Genomic DNA, 20,632 nt, shown 5'->3' with positions numbered 1-20,632 from the left:
GTCTTATATTTAATTAATAATACAAATAACACTTGATGAACAATAAAACAGAAATCAAAAAAACATCTTTTTTCAGAGGCCTAACTGGGCAAATTCTTATTGCCATGTTTCTTGGTGCTACACTGGGGATTATATTACATAACACTATTTCGCACGAAGCTGCTGTAGAGTTTAGTGATAAAATAAAGATGCTGGCCACTATTTTTATTCGTTTGGTACAAATGATAATTTCTCCTTTAGTGTTTACCACTTTAGTAGTTGGAATTGCAAAATTAGGAGATATAAAAACTGTAGGTCGAATTGGAGGAAAAGCATTAGCATGGTTTTTTACAGCTTCTTTTGTTTCATTATTAATAGGGTTATTTTATATAAATATTTTACAACCCGGAGTGGGTTTGAAATTAGATCATGTTGATATGGCAGCTGCTAGTGAAGTAACAGCTAAAACACAAACATTATCTTTTGATAATTTTATTACGCATATTGTTCCTAAGAGTATTTTTGAGGCAATGGCTACCAACGAAATTTTGCAAATTGTAGTATTTTCAATCTTTTTTGGATTAGCAGCAGCTTCATTAGGAAGTACTGTGAAACCAGTTATTAATGCGCTGGATAAGATGTCACATATTGTCCTTAAAATGGTAAATTATGTGATGAACTTCGCTCCGATTGGGGTTTTTGGTGCTATTGCAGGAGTATTTGCAGTGAGGGATGCCGAGGAATTGTTGATTACATATTTCAAATTTTTTGGATCTTTTTTAATTGGGATAGGTACTTTGTGGGCTGTTTTGATTTTGGTAGGATATATTTTCCTTAAAGGAAGAATGACAGAGTTATTAAGACGAATTACAGGGCCTGTTGCAATCGCTTTTGGGACAACAAGTAGTGAAGCTGTTTTTCCTAAATTAACAGAAGAGTTAGAAGAATTTGGTGTAAAAGATAAAATTGTTTCGTTTATGTTGCCGCTGGGTTATTCTTTTAACTTGGATGGTAGTATGATGTATATGACTTTTGCAAGTATTTTTATTGCTCAGTTCTATGGTGTACATTTAGACATAGGAACTCAAATGGTAATGCTTTTGGTTTTAATGTTAACAAGTAAAGGAATTGCCGGAGTACCAAGAGCAAGTTTAGTTGTTGTAGCCGCAACTTGTGGTATGTTTGATATTCCTATAGAAGGAATTGCTATAATCTTGCCAATTGATCATTTTTGTGATATGTTTCGTAGTGCCACAAATGTATTAGGTAATGCTCTTGCTACATCAGTAGTAGGGAAGTGGGAAGGTGATAACGAAATTAATTTTGATGTTCCTAGTGATACCAATAGCTAGATTAGAAGATTTAATTAGACAATTTTAAAAAGGACGTTCTTTTTAGCAAGGAAAATAGCATTCTTTTTTTGTTGAAAATATATTTTAAGGAGCTGTATTTTATTTATAAAATACAGCTCCTTTTTTATTTTTAAATGTATATTTGGTAAAACTTCATCTGTTTATGCCTAAAGTTCGTATTGTTTTAATTCTTTTTTGGATGATTTGTTTTGGGGAATCTGCAATTGCTAAGACAGAGTTACCATCAGAGCAAGAAATTTCAAAAACTGCCGATAAGGCGCTTAGGTATTTAAAAGAATCTGATTTCGAAAAATCTCTAATTGTATCACGAGTTGCTTTACAGCAAGCATTAATAGTTAAAAACAACAACTTAATAGCTGTTTCATATAATATTATCGCGGCAAATTATAATGAATTTTCCGAATTTGATAAGGCAATATACTACTATAAAAAAGCCTTGTCCTTTGCCAATAGAACAACTAATAATATTTTAAAAAATAGAATTAATAACAATTTGGGTAATATGTATTGTTTTGAAAAAAAACAATACAAAAAAGGAATTGAGTTTTATAAAAAATCTCTTGAGTACAGTAAAAAAGAGAAAGATAGTGCCCTTGTTTATTTAATTAATATAAATATTACATGGGCTTATTTTGATATTGGAGAATTTAAATTAGCATTGCCTTATTTTAATTATATAAATAAGCATCATAAAGAGCGCTTTAATGAATCTACGATTGTTGTTTTTAATATGCTTAACGGAATGTATTATTCTCATGTTAATGACAAAACTAAAGCGAATGCTTATTTTATTGAAGCAATTAAGCATGGAAAGATTGGAACTGAAAAATCTGATTTGTTGTATTCTTATATCGAGTATTCTAAGTTTTTGAATAAAATAGGTGACTACAAACAGGCTTATGAAAATATCATTAAGCATAATGCAGTAAAAGAAAATATTTATAACGAGGAGAAATTAAAGAAAGCAGAAAGAGCTGGTTTTAATCTCGAATTAGATGAATATAAAAGACAAATCGGAAAGATAGAGATCGAGAAAGGGGTTCAGGATTTGAGTTTAAGGAAGTCTAGAATTATAGTGTTATTATTTATTTTAACTTCGTGTATTTTCTTGATTTTAATAGTTACGTTATATAAAAATGTTGTTTTTAAAAAGAGAACTAACGCCAAGCTATTATTTACAAACGAAGAACTTATTAAGGCTAAAGAACAGGCAGAAGAGGCTTCGGTACTTAAAACACAATTTATATCTACAATTAGTCATGAATTACGAACACCATTATATGGGGTTGTTGGCATTACTAATATGTTGCTAGAAGAACATAAAGAATTGGCAAAAAGCCAGCATTTGAGTTCTTTGAAATTCTCGGCTAGGTATTTATTGTCCCTAGTTAATGATATTCTCCAAATTAATAAAATTGAAGAAAATAAAGTTGTTCTTGAAAGTTTGACTTTTAATATATCCGATGAGATAAATATGATTAAGAATTCATTGTCTTTTTTATCTCAAAAAAATAACAATCAGATCGCAGTAATTATTGATTCGGATATTCCAGAATATTTAATTGGAGATAAGTTGAGATTTGCTCAAATATTAATGAACTTGGTTAGTAATGCTTTAAAATTCACTAAAAATGGAGAGGTGTTTATTATTGCTGATTTGATTAAGATTGTTGGAAAAGCACATTTTATTGAATTTCAGGTAAAAGATACTGGGATGGGGATTGCTGTTATTGATCAGGATAAGATTTTTGAGAAGTTTGTTCAAGTAGGTAGAAACGAAGAAGATTATCAGGGAACTGGCTTAGGATTAACAATTGTAAAACGATTATTAGGATTATTTGGCAGTTCAATCTCATTAGAAAGTAATATTGGAGAAGGGACTGTATTTACATTTACAATAGCTTTTGATTACGATCCGGAGAAAACAAAAAGTATAATTAATGATATTCAAGTCGATTTAACCTCAAATCAAAAGTTTAAGGTTTTAGTTGTCGAGGATAATCTGATTAATCAACTTGTTACTAGAAAAATTATTGAAAAAAATAATTATAGTTGTACTGTTGTTGATGATGGTTATGCGGCTTTAGAAATTTTAGATATGGAGTCTTTTGACGTGGTTTTAATGGATATTAATATGCCAATGATGAATGGATTTGAGACAACGCGAAAAATACGCTTAAAAGGCATAAAAACACCTATTGTTGCATTGACAGCTTTTGATAAAGATGAAATTACTGAAGAAGCCATTTCTGCAGGGATAAATGATATCATCATAAAGCCTTTTGAATCTATAAAATTATTTAAAATTATAAATTGTCTTATTGTAGAAACAAAAAACGTTGACTGTGATGTCAACGTTTGAATCTAGATTGATTTGAAACACAAATTTCACTAATTACTGCTAATTGGTAAAACTCGGGATTAGCTTTGTTATTTAAGTTTATTTGGTAGAATTAGTACCAACGTTTTTTATTTTGTTTAGATGCATCTGACTTTCTTGATTTATGTGCTCCGCCACTTCGGTTTGAGTTTTTAGGCTTAGCTGTTGCAGCTGCTTCTGGACTTCCAGCATGCCATTGGTAAGGATGATCACTTATAGTTTTTACATCCACTTTTATTAATTTTTGGATGTCTTTCCAGTATCCGTGTTCATCTTTACTACAAAATGAAATTGCAATTCCTCCATTTCCAGCACGACCTGTTCTACCAATTCGGTGCACGTAAGTTTCGGGAATATTAGGTAAATCAAAGTTAATAACATATGGTAATTGGTCAATATCAATACCACGTGCTGCAATATCTGTTGCTACAAGAACACCAACTTCTTTATTTTTGAAAGCATCAAGTACACGTTGTCTTGCATTTTGAGATTTATCACCGTGAATTGCTTCAGCAGCGATATTATTTTTTCTAAGCGCTTTTACAACATTATCAGCTCCATGTTTTGTTCTTGAAAAGACTAAAACATTTGATAGATCTTCATTTTTTATCAAATGATATAAAAGGTTTCTTTTTTCTGTTTTTTCAACAAAATAAACGCGTTGTTCTACATTTTCAGCTGTAGATGATACGGGCGAAACTTCGACTTTTGCCGGATCTCTTAAGAACATTTCAGCAAGTTCACGAATTGCAATTGGCATTGTAGCCGAGAACAATAAGGTCTGTCTGTTTTTTGGAGTAAGTTTTACAATCTTTTTGACATCATTTATAAAACCCATGTCTAGCATTTGATCAGCCTCATCTAGTACTAAAACATGTAGGTGATCTAAATCTAAAAATCCTTGCTTTTGTAAATCAAGTAATCTTCCTGGTGTTGCTACCAGAATATCAACTCCTTTTTTAAGGGTGTCTACTTGTGGGTTTTGAGAAACTCCACCAAATATTGTAAGTTGAGTTAAGTTGGTGTATTTTGCATAAGTTTCAAAACTTTGTCCAATTTGTACGGCTAACTCTCTTGTAGGTGTTACTATAAGTGCGCGAATTTGTTTGGCTTTTTTTGATGAACCTACAATTCTGTGTAATTGATGTATGATAGGAATAGCAAATGCTGCAGTTTTTCCAGTACCTGTTTGGGCACACCCTATTAAATCTCTTCCTGATAATACAATCGGAATAGATTGCTCCTGAATAGGAGTGGGGTTTGTGTAGCCTTCTTCAAATACGGCTTTTTGTATACTTTTTGAAAGTGATAAGTCTTCGAATAACATATTTTCGGTATTAAGAATTTAGTTTTAAGTACTAAATTTCTGTGCAAAGATAGGTTTATTCGGTTAATCGTTTATTTGATTATGGTTTTATTTGGTAAATGAGAAGATTAATTATACTTTTTCATAATTTGATTTTATAAAATCTGTAACTAAATAGCCTATTAATTTACCTATTAAATGATTGTTTTTTTCTTCACCTAAATCTGGGGCTCCTTCGCATATATGTAAATAAGCGGCATTTCGATGTTGTCCAAAATATGATACAAACTGACGTAATTCTTCAATAGAAAAACCACTTAATGTCATGGCACTACTTGCAATATTAGGAATAGCATCCAGATCGATTTCGATTCCGAAGATATCAGTTTTAACGAAGTCTAAAGCAAATTGCATCTCAGCATTAAAATCTTTTTCTTTTCGAATTTTTACGCTGTCATAGGTATTGTAGCGAACTCGGTCTTCAATTTTTTTGATGATATCTAATACGCTTTTTGAGGTGTAATTTTCATGTAGACCAAATATGAAATATTTTTTTAAGAACCCTTCTTCGTAAGCATATGAAAATCCATTTCCGCTATGTCTTCCCTCAAGAATTCTAAAATCGGAGTGGGCATCAAAATTGACTGCATTAATAGGTTTCCCGTGGGCAAGCGCTGCTCCTTTTATATTTCCGTAAGCATTATTATGACCTCCACCAATAATAATTGGGGTTTTTCCTGCTTTGATAACGTTAAATATGATATGTGAAACTTCTTTGTCTACTCGCTCTACCAGTTGGCTTAGCTTTGATCGGTCATCAATGTCGTTAAAATCAAGATGTTCTACTTCTTTCATTTCTTGTCGCACATCGATTTGCCCTAAAACTATAATGTGATTTCCTTTGCAAAATCGATTATGCTGGATATTTGCAATACTTTTTATAGCGCTATTCCAGGCCGATGCTGCTCCGGGTCTTCCATAGTTGGCACGTACACCTATATCTTCAGGGATACCTAAAAGGACATACTTTGCTTCACAGTTTTTTAGAAAATCAATTGTGTCAGCCCCTTTTGGAACTATAATCATTTTTTCGCCAAATTTTATTTCACCACTTCTGTGATTTGTAACTTTGGCTAAGTCGTTAATAGTAAAAGGGATTAGTTTTTCCATAAAAAAATATATTTCCCAAAAATAATATATTTGTAGCAACTTACGTTATTAGCTTATATTAATTATTAAATTTGTTTATAAAAAATTATTTAAATATGGAAAATCAAAAGAACAACAACTCAAGTCTAAAGGCAGTAATAGCGGTTTTAGCAATTTTATTGGTAGGTAGCTTAGTTTATATTTTTAAAATGACATCTGATACTGATGTTGTTAAAAATGAGCTTACTACTACATTAACAGAGAAAGAATCTGTTATGAAAGATTTACAAGAGTTAAAAACTACTTATGATGCTGCAATTGCTGAAAACACATCTATGTCTGACGAATTAATTCAAGAAAGAGACAAGGTAGTTGGTTTAATGGATGATTTGAATAAAACAAAAGGTGATGTATCTAAGTTTAGATCTCAAGTTCAGGCTATGCAAGGTAAAATGAAAGTTTTAGTAGCTGAAAATGATGAGTTGAAAAAACAAAATGGTGTATTGACCGTTCAACGTGATAGTACAATTGTAGTTTTAGGAGAATCTAAAAAATTCAATGAAGTGTTAGTTGGTCAAAATGAAGAATTGGCTAAAACTGTTGAAAAAGGATCAAAATTATCTATCCTAAATACAAAAACGGCAGCTTATAAATTAAGAAGCTCTGGGAAACAAATTGAAACTGATAAGGCTAGTAGAGCAGATGTGTTGAAAATTAGCTTTACAATTGCTGAAAATCAAATTGCTAAATCTGGAGATAAAACATATTATGTACAGGTTATTGATAGCAAAAATAATGTTTTAGGAGATAAGAAAACAGAATCTTTCGGTGATAAAAGTTTAATTTACAGTTTTTTAACTAAAGTTCAGTATGAAAATAAAACAGTTAATGTTTCTGAAGATTTACCTGGTAAAAACTTTGAAAAAGGAACTTATTTTATCAACGTTTTTGATAACGACGAATTGGTTTCTAAATCAAGCTTTACTTTAAGATAATAAGAAGCTTAACTTAATATCAAAAGGGCAGTAAAACTTAGTTTTACTGCCCTTCTTCTTTGGAATTTATTTATCTAGATTTCCTTTTTTTATTCTGACTATCTTCTAGTTTCTTTAATGCCTTTTCTTGTTTCTTTGCTTTTAAGTCTTTTGTAGATGCTTTCATGTTATTTACCTTAGCCATGATCTTATTTTTTTTAATTATTTAAATAGTTTAAAATAACCGAGATCCTAAAATTTATAGAAATAAATAAAACTTTATATAGCGAGTAACATTATCCAAATTTGTATTGGGAATGATTGATGAAAAATAAAGTTTTTAGGATTCAATAAGCACACTCGCTGGTGCTTAATAATTCGGGAAGATTTTTAATTTAAATGAATTAAGAAACGTTATCGGAACGTTTATATTAGGAACCAAGATTATGCTAGTATTGAAACCTTTTTGTTTCAAACTAAATTTGCATAAATCTAATATGTTACCTAATGTATTCATAAGAAAAAAGCTATGATTTAAAAAGTAAAGATACTGACTTATTTAGTTATAACCAAATCTAAAATGTTACTTTAGAGTCATTTAAATTAATATAGGTTTTGTTTTAGCTTTGTGCTTTTATTATTTGAAAATTTCACCTTCGATAAAAACACTTTCTATTAAATTGCTGCCAAAAGCATAAGGAAGTTGGTAATAGGATACAATAGGTTTCGTAATAATGAAATTAGCCTTTTTACCTACTGTTATGCTGCCGTGAGTATCTGAAACTCCCATTGCATAAGCTCCATTTATTGTAGCTGCATTAATTGCTTCTTCGGGTGTCATTTTCATCTTGATGCAGGCTGTAGCTACAACAAAATTCATATTACCTGATGGAGTAGAGCCAGGGTTGTAATCTGTGGCCAATGCCAAAGGTAATCCTGCTTTTATCATTTCTCTTGCAGGTGTGTATGGAATACTTAGAAAATAAGAGCAAGATGGTAGCGCTACAGGCATCGTTTCGGTGTCTTTTAAGGCTGTAATGTCCTCTGGGTTCATTATTTCGAGATGATCGACAGAAAGGGCTCTATATTTAATTCCAGCTTGTACGCCTCCAATAGAATTAAATTGGTTGACATGAATTTTTGGTGTTAATCCGTTTTGGATACCAGCCTCCATTATCTGTTCCGTTTCTTCGACAGAGAAATAGCCTGTTTCACAAAATATATCGACATAATCGGCTAGTTTGTTTTTGGCTATTTCAGGTAGCATTTTATGAATAATCTCATCAATGTATCCTTTTTTGTTTTCTTTGAACTCCAAAGGAAATGCATGTGCTCCTAAAAAAGTTGCCTTTATAGTTACTGGGTAATTTTCGTCAAGTTTTTTTATGACTCTCAACATTTTTAATTCCCCATCAACTGTAAGTCCATAACCTGATTTTATCTCGACAGCTCCAGTTCCTAAACGAATCACTTCCTCTAGTCTGGCTTTGGATTGGTTGTATATTTCTTCTTCTGAAGTTTCGTTAAGTTTTTTGGCGGAATTTAAAATTCCGCCACCACGATTAGCAATTTCTTCGTAAGAAAGGCCATTTATTCTATCTACAAATTCTTGTTCTCTGTTGCCAGCATATACAATATGTGTATGACTGTCGCACCAAGTAGGAAGAATCATTTTCCCTGTAGCATCAATAACAGAATCGGATTTTATTTCCGGAATACTTTCCATTGTACCAAAGTCTGCTATTAGATTGTCTTTTAAAACTAAATAGGCATTTTTTATAGTTGGAAGAATTGCCATTTCGGCTCCAGAAACTTTAGAAATTGAAGTTTCTCGAACTTGTATTAACTCTTTTATATTGATGATAAGGGTTGTCATGATTTATTTTGTATTATTCAGAAACAGTTATTTCAAACATTTTGTCCCAGTTCTTACCTGTTACAAAAATGGTTTTTGTTTTCGGGTTGTATGCAATTCCGTTTAAAACATCATCAATTGTTATGCTTGGATCTAATTGTTTACGTAATGCAGACATATCTAAAATTCCTTCGACTGCACCGGTGGTTTGATTTACAACAGCGATAGCATCTTTTTGGAAAACGTTTACATAGAATTTACCGTTAATTAATTCTAATTCGTTTATAGCTTTAATTTTTGAACTTCCTGAATATACATTGATGTAATCAATCATCTTTTGAGTTTCAGGATCCATTTTCCAAATTTTTTCAGTTCCATCACCTTGATAAATGTATTTCCCGTCATTTGTCATACCCCAACCTTCGATATCTCTATCGTAAGTAAAAGTTTTTTCAAGTTTTAATGTATTGATGTCATATATAAAACCTGTTTTTTCTTGCCAAGATAGTTGATATAGTTTGTTGTTGATAATGGTAATTCCTTCTCCAAAGTATTTATTATCAAGTGTTATTTCTTTATATACTTTACCTGTCTTGTAATCGTATTTTCTAAAATAAGAATCTCCTTTTTGACCTGTGCTTTCATAAAGGGTATCTCTAAAAAATTCCAAACCTTCAGTAAATGCTTTTGCATCATGAGGATATGTATTTACGATTTTGTATTTTAATAATTTTGGTTGTACGCTTGAAACTAATTCGATTCTTGAAGTCGCTTCTGAGTTTTCTCCACTAAAATAAACCGATGCTTTTAATTTTTGGTATCCTAGTTTTTGATCTTTTAATTCAAAATTTAATTTGTTTAAGCCTTTTACGGAACCGACTTTTTTATCGTTTACAAAGTACACAATGCTGTCAATTTGTTTTGAATTTGGGTTTAAAATACCCAAAGAAACAGACTGATTTATCAGAAAATGGGCAGGAAAATTAGAATCATCAAAAGAAAATATAGAATTTTCATCTTTTTTTGTCTCTTTGCAACCAATTAGTGTGATTCCTAATAAAATGAATGTTAGGATGTTATGCTTTTTCATAGTCTAAAATTTAAAGGAGCCAATATACAATGTTATTTTTATAGGCACAAAGCTCTTGCAAAAATATAAAAAGATTGTATATTTGCACCGGCAAGTCCTACACGATCTGCTCCTGCAGACTCCCCCAGGATGGGAACATAGCAAGGGTAAGTGGTTGAGCGATGCGATGTAGGTCGCTTGCCTTTTTTTAATTTTCCCGATGTATCGGGATTTTTTTTTAGAATTAATTTAAAAGTAGTCTTCCTTCGGGAGGATTTTTTTATTTTTGGACCTTTCATAAAGAGTTGGGTTTGGGTATTTGTAGTTTTTACAAGATGTCAGAAACTTTTAACTTTAAACCTTAAACTAAAAATTAATGAGCAAAGTCATTTTAATTACCGGAGGATCTTCAGGAATTGGAAAATCAATTGGGGAATTTTTGCATAACAAAGGATTTGTGGTGTATGGAACTAGTAGAACTCCAGAGAAGGTTTTGAATTCTGTTTTTCCTTTAGTCGCTTTAGATGTTCGTAATGTTGAGTCGATTAAGGCTGCTGTTGCAAAAATCATTCAAATTACAGGGCGTTTAGATGTCGTTATTAATAATGCTGGTGTTGGGATTACTGGTCCTTTAGAAGAGATTCCGACTGAGGAAATCAAGAATAATTTTGAGACTAATTTTTTCGGTCCTATTGAAGTAATGAAAGCTGTTTTGCCACAAATGCGTGAGCAAAAATCAGGTTTGATTATTAATATTACTTCTATTGCAGGTTATATGGGATTGCCTTATAGAAGTGTTTATTCGGCTTCTAAAGGAGCACTTGAATTAATTACTGAAGGGTTACGTATGGAAGTTAAATCTTTTGGTGTTAGTATTACTAATGTTGCTCCTGGAGATTTTGCTACGAATATTGCTGCTGGTCGTTATCATGCACCTGTAATTAAAGGTTCTGCATATGAAACTGTGTACGGACGTACGCTTGAAACAATGAATGAACATGTTGATGCGGGAGGGAATCCTAATGAAATGGCTGAGGCTATTTATAAAATTATGCTGACTAAAAATCCTAAAGGGCATTATAAAGTTGGGGCTTTTATGCAGAAATTTTCAATTGTTTTGAAACGTATTCTTCCTGATAAAGTTTATGAAAAGATGTTAATGAATCATTATAAGTTGTAATTTTGTAGCGATTTTTCATTTTGCGTGAGGGGGTGAAATGGAAATCCTTTTATTTTTTTTCTTAAAAAAAATAAAAGATTGTAATGAAAAACCCGACCCTTGTGGTCACGCCCTATTTAGGAACACAATTAAATATAATACATATGAAATTTTTTATTGACACAGCTAATTTAGCTCAAATTAAAGAAGCAGAAGCTTTAGGTGTTTTAGACGGAGTTACTACTAATCCATCATTGATGGCGAAAGAAGGAATTACTGGAAAAAACAACATTTTGAAACATTACGTTGATATTTGTAATCTTGTTGAAGGTGATGTTAGTGCTGAAGTTAATGCTTTGGATTACGACGGAATGATCAAAGAAGGTGAAGAATTGGCAGATTTACACGAGCAAATTGTGGTTAAATTACCAATGACGAAAGAAGGCGTTATGGCTGCGAAATATTTCTCGGATAAAGGAATTAAAACAAACGTAACTTTAGTATTCTCTGCTGGACAAGCTTTATTGGCTGCTAAAGCAGGAGCTACTTATGTTTCTCCATTTATTGGTCGTTTGGATGATGTTTCTACAGATGGTTTAGCGCTTATCGAAGAGATTAGATTGATTTATGATAACTATGGTTATGAAACTGAAATCTTAGCTGCTTCTGTGCGTCATACTATGCATATTGTAAATTGTGCAAAAATTGGTGCTGATGTAATGACTGGGCCTCTTTCTGCAATTTACGGTTTATTGAAACACCCATTAACAGATATCGGATTGGCACAGTTTGTTGCTGATTTTGAAAAAGGGAATAAATAATTTTATTCTTTATATTAATTTTAAACCACCATGTTTGTCAAAAACATGGTGGTTTTTTTATACCTGTTAAATGCTTGTTTTGAGTTTGAAAATGCGGATTATGGATTATAGAAAATAGCTATTTAGAAACTCCCAATGCATAAAAAAAGTCCCATTGTAAAATGGGACTTTTTTCTATTTATTTAAATGTTTTTTAGTGACCGCCTGATAATTTTTTGTCGAAGCTGATTCCTTGTTTCTTTAAGATTCCGCTTACTTTCCAAGCATAAAATGCTAGGTATGTAAAACATAAAACTCCAATGATATAACTAGCTTGGATACCAATAGTTTCTGAAACGTGACCTTGTAACCAACTGATTACTCCACCACCCATAATCATCATAATTAAGAAGCTACTGCCTTGGCTTGTATTTTTTCCTAGTCCGCTTACAGCTAATGTAAAGATACATGGCCATAAGGTACTACAGAAAAGACCAACACTGGTAATTGCATAAACGCTGACCATGCCGTGAGTTGTCATACCAATTATTAGTGCAATAATTCCTAGTGTAGAAAATATAAGCAACATTCTTGCTGGATTTCCCTTACTTGCGATATCAGCTGCAATTAATACTAAAATAATTAATCCGTAGATATAGAAAGGGGTTAAATCGTGCTTAGCAATTGCATTTACTCCTAAAAATACACCAAAAGCTAAGTATGGAGCTAGAAAGCGTAATATTTTTTGTAGGCTAAGGTCATTTGTAAATGCTTCTACAGCACCAGTCCAACGACCAATCATTAAACTCGCCCAGTATAATGAGATATACGGTGCTACTTCATGTGTTAAAAAACCTAATTTGGTTTCCATATAAGCAGGTAAGTTACTAGCTGTAGATACTTCAACTCCTACGTATAAAAATATTGCAACCATTCCCATAACTAATTGTGGGTATTGTAAAGCTGATTTTTTTACAATTGAACCTTCAATAGCAGCGTCTTCTTGTACTAAAGCAGGTTTGTCTGGAAGTGAAGAGAATTTTAATAATATAGCTACTAGTAAAAAGGCAAATCCTAATATTAAATAAGGGATTTTTACACTTTCGATACTTAAAGTAGTTGTTTTATCTACACTAGATCCAAAGATCGCAAAGCTTACGATTAATGGACCAATTGTTGTCCCAAGATTATTGATACCTCCCGCAAGAGTTAAACGCTGAGAACCTGTAGAAATAGGGCCTAAAGCGATAGCTAGTGGGTTTGCAACAGTTTGTTGTAATGAGAATCCTAATGCAACGATGAATAAACCTGATAGCATTAAAGGAAATGAACCTGTATTTGCTGCTGGATAAAATAATAATGTTCCTAAAGCAGAAATAAGTAAACCTAATGATAATCCGTTTTTGTAACCAATTTTATTGACTAAATCCTCTTTGATTAAATAAGAAATACCCATATATATTAATGAACCAACAGTATAAGCTATGTAAAATGCCAATGATACTAACTGACTTTCTCCTTGTGATAAATTAAAGGCTGTTTTAAATACTGGGATTAGAATATCATTACTAGCCGCAACGAATCCCCAGAAGAAGAATACGATGACTAGAGGGATAAACTGCCCCCATTTTGTTTGTACATTTTCTGAACTCATAATGTGATAAGGTTAATTTTATTTGTTTTTATTTGTTTTTTGACGAGCGTAAATATATTTGTTAACTCGATGAAAAAAAAATAAAACGGGACAAATAATGTTAAATTTATACCAACGACATGAATTATTCAACAAAGTGTTATTTTTTGAAGACGTAAAACTGATGATAGTGAGGAGGTTATTCTAGTATTTTGCTTTTTACTTCTTTGCTATAATTCCTACCTATCGGTAAAGTAAAAGATTGGATTTGTATGCGATTTCCTTCAATAGATTTTACTTTATTGACTGCAATTAGATATGATTTGTGAATACGCATAAATCTATCGGCTGGTAACTCGTCTGACAATGCGGTTAATGATTTATGTGTGATGTAAGTTTTATCAAGAGTTATGACCTTGATGTATTCTTTCATGCCTTCTACAAATAAAATTTCATCAATATTTATCTTTATCATTTTTTTATCTACTTTGATAAAAAGATGTGGTTCAACGCGGTGATTTTCAACCTTGATATTGTTTTTTAAATTGTACTCGGTTGTAATTTTATTGATGCATTTTATAAATCGGGGTAGTGGAATAGGTTTTACTAAATAATCCAAAACTTCTAGATCATAACTTTCTGCTGCAAACTCTCTAAAAGCTGTGGTTATAATAACCTTAGTTTTGTTTTCTATTAAACTAATGAGTTCAAATCCGGTCATCATTGGCATATTAATATCCAAGAATACGGCATCAACACTGTTATTGTTTATAAAATCCAGTGCTTCTAGTGCGTTAACAAATGTACCGGTAATTTCAAAATCGGTAAAGTTTGTAAAATAGTTTTGTAGAACTTTGATCGCTAATGGCTCATCATCAATCAATACGCATTTAATCTTCATTATTAATAGGTATTTGCAAACGAATTATGTAATAATTAAATTTAGTTTTGTGTTCTAAATTGTAATTATTTTTATAGATTAGTTTTAGTCTTTTTAGGGTGTTAGTTAAACCAATCCCTTTCTTTGTCTTAAGATTTTGTGAATGTACAAAATTATTTATTACTTCAAAATCCAGAGTTTTGTTATCAATGATTTTGCAATTTACTTTTATTTTTAAATTAGGGTTATTAAGACCTCCATGTTTAAAAGCATTTTCTATTAATGAGATGAATATTAATGGCGGAACCTCTATTTCATCAATATTAGATTCCAAATTGATACTAACTTCAACATTCTCAAATCGGAGTTTTTCTATTTCAATATAATTATGGATGTAGTCGATTTCCTGAATTAATTTAACAGATTTGGTTCCTTTTATGTCATATAAAACATATTCCATTAATTTGGAAAGTTTAATAATTACATCTGGAACTTTATCGGATGATTCCAGCGATAAAGCATATAAGTTATTTAGGGTATTGAAGAAAAAATGGGGCTGTATCTGATTTTCTAAATACTTTAATTTAATTTTAAATTGGTTTTCTCTCAAAGATCGATTCCTTTCTCTTTCTCGTAACCAGGTTAACGTTAAATAAACAGAAGAGGCCATTGCGACTACATATAATTCACCAATACATACAGCAACGATGTGATTTATTTCAAAAGGTTTGTATTCTCGATTTGCTTCTGGCCAAATGTTTTGTGATATAATATAATAGGTAAGAGCGGTTTTTACCAAATAAATTACAAAAAGGCTTGCTATTAAACTAAAAGTATATTTAGTATATTTTGATTTTAATACATAATGTGGTACCAGTACAAATAGATTAAAATAGACTAAAGGTATGTGTAATGAGAATTCAATAAGGTTCGATTTAAATGAATAGGGATAATCATTAAAGTAGGCTCCCCATCTTAAAAAATTTAACAAAAAATAAACACCCCAAAACCAAAGGTGATTCTGAATTTTAATATCAAATTTCATTTTACTGATTGCTTTCAATTATTTAGTAGGTTTTTGGTGGCTAAGAATATTTTTGCAACTTTAAACAATTAGTTAGTAAAACCAACTATTTTTTGAGTAAAACTTTAAAAAAAATATAAAATACGCCATATTTTAGATATGAAAACGTTTTCGTATAGCGTATTATTGATTATTTTATGTCGTTGGTTTAAAGTTTGTTGTTGTTGGTATAATTTATTTTTTTTAACAATCCCTTAAGAATAAATTTACACCATAACTAACAAAAATAAATAAACATGAAAAAAATTTTCTTAATCTTTATGATTGTTTTTACAGCGCAGGTTTCGCTTGCTCAGGTTAAAAACATTAAAGGTGTGATTACAGATTCTGATGGAATGCCGTTGCCAGGGGCTTCCGTTGCAGTGCAAGGAGGACAAAAAGGGGCTGTTACCGATTTCGACGGTGTTTTCTCTATTGATGCTCAAAAAGGACAAACATTGGTTTTTACCTATGTAGGTTTAGAAACACAAAAAGTAATAGTAGGTGATGCTACTACTGTTAATGTAAAGTTACAAACTGCGGCTTCGAATGCGTTGAATGAAGTTGTTGTAACTTCATTAGGTATTAAAAAATCAAAAAAATCCTTGACTTATGCTGCACAAGAGCTTAAAGGTGAGGAATTAACTCGTGTAAAAGATGTTAACGTTATTAATACGATAGCTGGTAAAATTGCTGGTGTTGCAGTAACAAAAAGTGCTGGTGGAAGCGGTGGATCTACAAAAGTGGTTATCCGTGGAAACTCTTCAGTAGCAAATAATCAACCTTTATATGTAATTGATGGTATCCCGATGTTGAACGCTGGTTCAGGTCAGCCTAATGATACATTTGGTAGTTTGGCAGGTGGTAACCGTGATGGTGGTGATGTTATATCTTTAGTTAATCCCGATGATTATGAAGGAATGACAGTTCTTAAAGGAGCTGCTGCCTCTGTTTTATATGGTTCTCAAGGAGCGAATGGTGTAATTTTGCTTTCGTCTAAAAAAGGTAAAGAAGGTAAATCAAGTTTTGCAGCTTCATCAGTAACTACTTTTGAAACAGCTGCTTATTTGCCTAAGTTTCAGAATGATTATATTGCAAAACCTGGAGAAGATGAAAGTTGGGGTGCGAAACAAAAAGTAAAAGACCATGTTAAAGATTTCTTTGAAACGGGAGTTACTCAAATTACATCTTTAGGGTATTCTACCGCATCAGAGACTACTTCAACCGCATTGACTTATGCTAATACATCAGGAACGGGAATTATTCCTGGAAACAGTATTAAGAAAAACAATTTTGGTATTCGTCAAACGGCAAAGTTTTTTGACAATAAACTAACAATAGGTGTAAATGCAAATTACACTTCTCAATCAATAGCAAATAGACCTGTTAATGGTCTTTATTTTAATCCTTTAACTGGAGTTTATTTAATGCCAAGAGGGAATGATTTTAATTATTATAAAAATAATTACGAAGTTTTTGATCCAAGCAGAAACTTAATGGCTCAAAATTGGATGACAAACAGGGATATTATGCAAAACCCATATTGGGCAATTAATAGAAATAAATCTGAGGATACGAATAATTTCTTTAATGGTGCATTAACAGCTTCTTATAAAGCTAATAATTGGTTAACAATTGCTTCAAGATATAGCTATAATAAAATTGAAAGTGATTTTGATAAAGAAATATTTGCTACAACTCAAGGTACGATTTCTCATAAAAATGGTAGATATATTAGTAATAATTCTGTAAGTACACAGCGTTATGGAGATTTAATCGCTACAATTAATACTAAATTTAGTAACGATTTTACATTTAATGCTAATGTTGGTACAAGTATTACGAATACAATAACAAATGATAGAACAATTTTAGATTCTGGAATTGGTGGTGGTTTAATTCTTACTAACTGGTTTACACTTCATAATTTCGCAAATAATGCTGGAAATTATCAAACAATTGATGCTAAAAGAGAGATACAATCTGTATTTGCAACTACAACTTTAGGATATAAAGATATGTTGTATTTAGATGTTGCTGCTAGAAATGACTGGTCATCTACATTAGTTAATACTAATACTGGATCGTATTTTTACCCGTCAGTAGGTTTATCAGGTATACTTAGTCAAATGTTTGCAATGCCTGAGTTTATTAATTTTGGTAAAGTTCGTGCAACTTATGCTCAAGTGGGGAATGATGTTTCTGCTTTTGTTACTAGTCCTGTAAATTATTCTCTTCCTGGAATTTCTGGTAGTCAACCTCAGGTTGGAGTACAAAGAGGTACTACTTTAAAACCAGAACTTAAATCAGAATATGAATTTGGTACAGAGTGGAGAATGTTTAATAACAGATTTGGAGTTGAAATTTCTTACTATGACTCTGAAACAAAAAATCAATATTTGCAAGCTCTTGCTCCAGTAGGAAATCCAGAAGGAGTTAGATTTTATGGTTTTAATGCAGGAAGTATTGAAAATAAAGGTTTTGAGGTTGTATTAAATGCAGGTATTTTTAGAGGAGATAAATTCTCATGGGATACATCTGTGAATTTTTCTCAAAATAAAAATAAAGTAAAAGAACTTCCAGCTGAATCTAAAGGAATAGTTAATTTGACTAATCCAGGAAATAATAATTACCAATACTCTTTAATAGAAGGAAGACCATTTGGTGTTATTATGGGTAGAACCATTTTAAAAGATGATCAAGGTAGAATTTTATTAGATTCTGATGGTAATATTCAAAAAACACCAGGTTTTGTTGAAGTTGGAAATTCGAATCCAAATTTCATGTTAGGTTTTTCTAATTCTTTCAAGGTAGGACCTTTCTTCGCAAATGTTTTAATTGATGGACGTTTTGGAGGTGATGTAATGAGTATGACTGAGGCTCAAAATGATTATTTTGGAGTTTCTAAAGTTACAGGTGATGCTAGAAATGCAGGAGGAGTTGCCATCAATGCTATTATGCCTAATGGTACAGCAGTTAATAAAATGGATGCAAAACAGTATTATAAATCAGTTGGAGCGAGAGATGGAATTACTGGTGAGTATGTTTACAGTGCTACAAACGTAAGTGTTAGAGAGGTTTCAATTGGCTATACTTTTAATCCTAAGAAACTTCCAGTTTTTCAAACAGCTAGTATTTCATTAATCGCTAGAAACTTATTCTTTATTTACAAAGACGCACCTTTTGACCCAAATATTGGATTAAGTACAGGAGAAGGCTTGCAAGGTGTTGATATCTATGGTTTACCATCTACTAGAAGTATTGGACTTAACTTAAATGTAACTTTCTAAAATTTAAAAAAATGAAACTAAATACAATAAAAAGAACAGCTATCTGTATGTCATTATTTGCTGCAGTAGGTTGTACAGATAATTTTGAGGAAATTAATACGAATCCACAAGGGTTTAGTCAAGAACAGCTGGAGCAAGATTTTAATCATATCAAAGCAGGATTTGCTCCAATGTTTAACAATATTCAAGTTATAGGTAGTGGTCTTGAAGATCAATATCAACTACAACAAAATTTGAATAGTGATATTTGGTCAGGTTATATGGCTACACCAACTGGTTTTAGAGGTGGAAGTAATAATACTACTTATGATTTGATTGATGGATGGAATGATGCTATATGGACTAATGCTTATCCTAATGTGATGTTTAATGCATACGATATTGCAAATAAATCAAAAGGAAAGTTTGATAATTTTTATGCACTTTCTCTTATTTTGAAAGTAGAAGGTATGCACAGGGTTACAGATATTTTTGGACCAATTATATATTCTCAATTTGGAAAAAATGCACCAATAGGGTATGATTCTCAAGAAGAAGTTTACAATCAAATGTTTAGCGAACTAGATTTTGCTGTTACAGAATTAACAAAAAGAGTTGATGCAGGAGAGCCTACTGCTTTTGCAGATGCAGATATGTCAAGCTACAAGGGAAGTTATAAAGCTTGGGTGAAATTTGCAAATACTTTGCGTCTTAGATTGGCAATGCGTATTGTAAAAGTAAATCCTACCTTGGCAAAAGAACAAGCTGAGAAAGCTGTGGCACAAAAATTTGGAGTAATGACAGCTAATAGTGATGCGTTTAGAATTATATCTCCTACTTTTTTCAATTCTATTGCTAAAATTAATGACTGGTTAGATATTCGTATGTCTGCAGATATGGAGTCTATTTTAAAAGGATACAATGATCCTAGAATAGCTGCTTATTTTGAAACATCGGCTCAATTTCCAGGTCAATACAAAGGAATTCGTACAGGTATTAATATTGGCGGAAAAGGAGATCATGAGAGATTTTCAGGTATTGGAGAAGTTGTACAGACAAATGTGATTTTTTTAGTGACAACTGCTGAGGCTTATTTTCTAAGATCAGAAGGAGCGCTAAGAGGTTGGAACATGGGGGGTGATGCTAAAACATTTTATGAAATGGGAATTCAATCCTCATTTGATCAAAGAGGTGCTGCAGGAGTATCGGCTTATATGGCAGATAATGTTAGTTTACCTATAGCTTATGTTGATCCTAGTTTTCCTGAAAATAATGGAGGTCCAGTAAATAATATAACAATTGCTTGGGATGAAGCAGTGACTAATGAAGTAAAATTACAAAGAATTATTACTCAAAAATGGATTGCAGGTTTCCCAGAAGGACAAGAAGCTTGGTCGGATTATAGAAGAACAGGTTATCCTAAATTGCTACCTGTAGTTGTTAATAACAGTGGAGGGAAAATTAGTACTGCGCTTGGTGTAAGAAGAATTAATTTTGTGCAGTCAGAGATATCAAATAATAATGCAGGGGTTGCTACCGGTTTAGCTAAATTAGGCGGACCTGATAATGGAGGAACCAGACTTTGGTGGGATGTTAATACTCCTAATTTCTAATAAAAAAACAAATTTTTAAGAAAGAATGTAAGCGGCATAAGTAATGAAAATTACTTATGCCTCTTTTAAACGCGCATGTCTTTATAATAAATATTATAAAAAATAAAAAATGAAAAGTGCTATAGAAATT

14 protein-coding genes and 1 other RNA gene are annotated in these 20,632 nt (G+C 31.7%); 8 read left to right on the top strand and 7 right to left on the bottom strand.

Going from position 1 to position 20,632, the window contains the following annotated elements:
• The first annotated feature begins 35 nt into the window (after positions 1-35).
• Together OIU80_RS13025 and OIU80_RS13020 are read left to right on the top strand one after the other, a co-directional pair.
• On the top strand, positions 36-1,331 hold the full coding sequence (locus tag OIU80_RS13025; protein WP_264287444.1) for a dicarboxylate/amino acid:cation symporter: 1,296 nt from the start codon (positions 36-38) through the stop codon (positions 1,329-1,331).
• Between the two features lie 163 nt (positions 1,332-1,494).
• Entirely contained in the window at positions 1,495-3,714 is a 2,220-nt protein-coding gene (locus tag OIU80_RS13020) for a response regulator (RefSeq protein WP_264287443.1), read from the top strand.
• Between the two features lie 91 nt (positions 3,715-3,805).
• On the opposite strand, the gene OIU80_RS13015 is transcribed toward OIU80_RS13020, so the two are convergent.
• A complete protein-coding gene (locus OIU80_RS13015; protein WP_264287442.1) occupies positions 3,806-5,059 on the bottom strand; it encodes a DEAD/DEAH box helicase in 1,254 nt (417 codons plus the stop codon).
• 111 nt (positions 5,060-5,170) lie between these two features.
• Positions 5,171-6,208 carry a formimidoylglutamase gene (locus tag OIU80_RS13010; RefSeq protein WP_264287441.1) on the bottom strand — a complete coding sequence of 346 codons (1,038 nt, stop codon included), beginning with the start codon at positions 6,206-6,208 and terminating at the stop codon, positions 5,171-5,173.
• Between the two features lie 95 nt (positions 6,209-6,303).
• On the opposite strand from OIU80_RS13010, the gene OIU80_RS13005 reads away from it, so the two are divergent.
• Entirely contained in the window at positions 6,304-7,182 is an 879-nt protein-coding gene (locus OIU80_RS13005) for a hypothetical protein (RefSeq protein ID WP_264287440.1), read from the top strand.
• A gap of 616 nt (positions 7,183-7,798) precedes the next feature.
• Here the strand turns inward: OIU80_RS13005 and hutI are convergent.
• Positions 7,799-9,037 (bottom strand): imidazolonepropionase, encoded by a 1,239-nt coding sequence (gene hutI / locus OIU80_RS13000; RefSeq protein ID WP_264287439.1) that lies wholly within the window; start codon positions 9,035-9,037, stop codon positions 7,799-7,801.
• Positions 9,038-9,050: 13 nt separating this feature from the next.
• Positions 9,051-10,106 carry a glutaminyl-peptide cyclotransferase gene (locus tag OIU80_RS12995; RefSeq protein WP_264287438.1) on the bottom strand — a complete coding sequence of 352 codons (1,056 nt, stop codon included), beginning with the start codon at positions 10,104-10,106 and terminating at the stop codon, positions 9,051-9,053.
• Between the two features lie 88 nt (positions 10,107-10,194).
• On the opposite strand from OIU80_RS12995, the gene ffs reads away from it, so the two are divergent.
• The 3 genes from ffs to fsa all read left to right on the top strand — a co-directional run bounded on the left by ffs (position 10,195) and on the right by fsa (position 12,065).
• Positions 10,195-10,292: signal recognition particle sRNA small type (gene ffs, locus OIU80_RS12990), an RNA gene on the top strand.
• Positions 10,293-10,461: 169 nt separating this feature from the next.
• On the top strand, positions 10,462-11,265 hold the full coding sequence (locus OIU80_RS12985; RefSeq protein ID WP_264287437.1) for an SDR family oxidoreductase: 804 nt from the start codon (positions 10,462-10,464) through the stop codon (positions 11,263-11,265).
• Positions 11,266-11,408: 143 nt separating this feature from the next.
• Entirely contained in the window at positions 11,409-12,065 is a 657-nt protein-coding gene (gene fsa / locus OIU80_RS12980) for a fructose-6-phosphate aldolase (RefSeq protein WP_264287436.1), read from the top strand.
• 193 nt (positions 12,066-12,258) lie between these two features.
• Here the strand turns inward: fsa and OIU80_RS12975 are convergent, their stop codons facing one another.
• From OIU80_RS12975 to OIU80_RS12965, 3 genes are all read right to left on the bottom strand, one after another.
• Positions 12,259-13,698: an MFS transporter gene (locus OIU80_RS12975; RefSeq protein WP_264287435.1), complete on the bottom strand. Its 1,440-nt coding sequence runs from the start codon at positions 13,696-13,698 to the stop codon at positions 12,259-12,261.
• A gap of 178 nt (positions 13,699-13,876) precedes the next feature.
• Positions 13,877-14,578 carry a LytR/AlgR family response regulator transcription factor gene (locus OIU80_RS12970; RefSeq protein WP_264287434.1) on the bottom strand — a complete coding sequence of 234 codons (702 nt, stop codon included), beginning with the start codon at positions 14,576-14,578 and terminating at the stop codon, positions 13,877-13,879.
• The gene (locus OIU80_RS12965; protein ID WP_404827373.1) at positions 14,568-15,602 is read right to left on the bottom strand and encodes a sensor histidine kinase; all 1,035 of its coding nucleotides are present in this window, start codon (positions 15,600-15,602) and stop codon (positions 14,568-14,570) included. Before OIU80_RS12965 ends, OIU80_RS12970 begins: the two co-directional genes overlap by 11 nt.
• Positions 15,603-15,877: 275 nt before the next feature.
• On the opposite strand from OIU80_RS12965, the gene OIU80_RS12960 reads away from it, so the two are divergent.
• The gene (locus tag OIU80_RS12960; protein ID WP_264287432.1) at positions 15,878-18,910 is read left to right on the top strand and encodes a SusC/RagA family TonB-linked outer membrane protein; all 3,033 of its coding nucleotides are present in this window, start codon (positions 15,878-15,880) and stop codon (positions 18,908-18,910) included.
• 11 nt (positions 18,911-18,921) lie between these two features.
• On the top strand, positions 18,922-20,502 hold the full coding sequence (locus OIU80_RS12955; protein ID WP_264287431.1) for a RagB/SusD family nutrient uptake outer membrane protein: 1,581 nt from the start codon (positions 18,922-18,924) through the stop codon (positions 20,500-20,502).
• Positions 20,503-20,632: the final 130 nt, after the last annotated feature.

This window comes from Flavobacterium frigoritolerans (assembly GCF_025847275.1).
Taxonomy (GTDB): domain Bacteria; phylum Bacteroidota; class Bacteroidia; order Flavobacteriales; family Flavobacteriaceae; genus Flavobacterium; species Flavobacterium frigoritolerans.
The sequence above is the reverse complement of the archived record's forward strand: the minus strand, read 5'-3'. Positions and strand labels throughout refer to the sequence as shown.

What these genes read in the sequence shown, in the direction of transcription:
- OIU80_RS12995 (WP_264287438.1), bottom strand. Translation starts at nt 10,106, where the DNA reads ATGAAAAAGCATAACATCCTAACATTCATTTTATTAGGAATCACACTA.
- OIU80_RS13025 (WP_264287444.1), top strand. Translation starts at nt 36, where the DNA reads ATGAACAATAAAACAGAAATCAAAAAAACATCTTTTTTCAGAGGCCTA.
- OIU80_RS12970 (WP_264287434.1), bottom strand. Translation starts at nt 14,578, where the DNA reads ATGAAGATTAAATGCGTATTGATTGATGATGAGCCATTAGCGATCAAA.
- OIU80_RS13015 (WP_264287442.1), bottom strand. Translation starts at nt 5,059, where the DNA reads ATGTTATTCGAAGACTTATCACTTTCAAAAAGTATACAAAAAGCCGTA.
- OIU80_RS12965 (WP_404827373.1), bottom strand. Translation starts at nt 15,602, where the DNA reads ATGAAATTTGATATTAAAATTCAGAATCACCTTTGGTTTTGGGGTGTT.
- OIU80_RS13020 (WP_264287443.1), top strand. Translation starts at nt 1,495, where the DNA reads ATGCCTAAAGTTCGTATTGTTTTAATTCTTTTTTGGATGATTTGTTTT.
- hutI (WP_264287439.1), bottom strand. Translation starts at nt 9,037, where the DNA reads ATGACAACCCTTATCATCAATATAAAAGAGTTAATACAAGTTCGAGAA.
- OIU80_RS12985 (WP_264287437.1), top strand. Translation starts at nt 10,462, where the DNA reads ATGAGCAAAGTCATTTTAATTACCGGAGGATCTTCAGGAATTGGAAAA.
- OIU80_RS12955 (WP_264287431.1), top strand. Translation starts at nt 18,922, where the DNA reads ATGAAACTAAATACAATAAAAAGAACAGCTATCTGTATGTCATTATTT.
- fsa (WP_264287436.1), top strand. Translation starts at nt 11,409, where the DNA reads ATGAAATTTTTTATTGACACAGCTAATTTAGCTCAAATTAAAGAAGCA.
- OIU80_RS12975 (WP_264287435.1), bottom strand. Translation starts at nt 13,698, where the DNA reads ATGAGTTCAGAAAATGTACAAACAAAATGGGGGCAGTTTATCCCTCTA.
- OIU80_RS13010 (WP_264287441.1), bottom strand. Translation starts at nt 6,208, where the DNA reads ATGGAAAAACTAATCCCTTTTACTATTAACGACTTAGCCAAAGTTACA.
- OIU80_RS12960 (WP_264287432.1), top strand. Translation starts at nt 15,878, where the DNA reads ATGAAAAAAATTTTCTTAATCTTTATGATTGTTTTTACAGCGCAGGTT.
- OIU80_RS13005 (WP_264287440.1), top strand. Translation starts at nt 6,304, where the DNA reads ATGGAAAATCAAAAGAACAACAACTCAAGTCTAAAGGCAGTAATAGCG.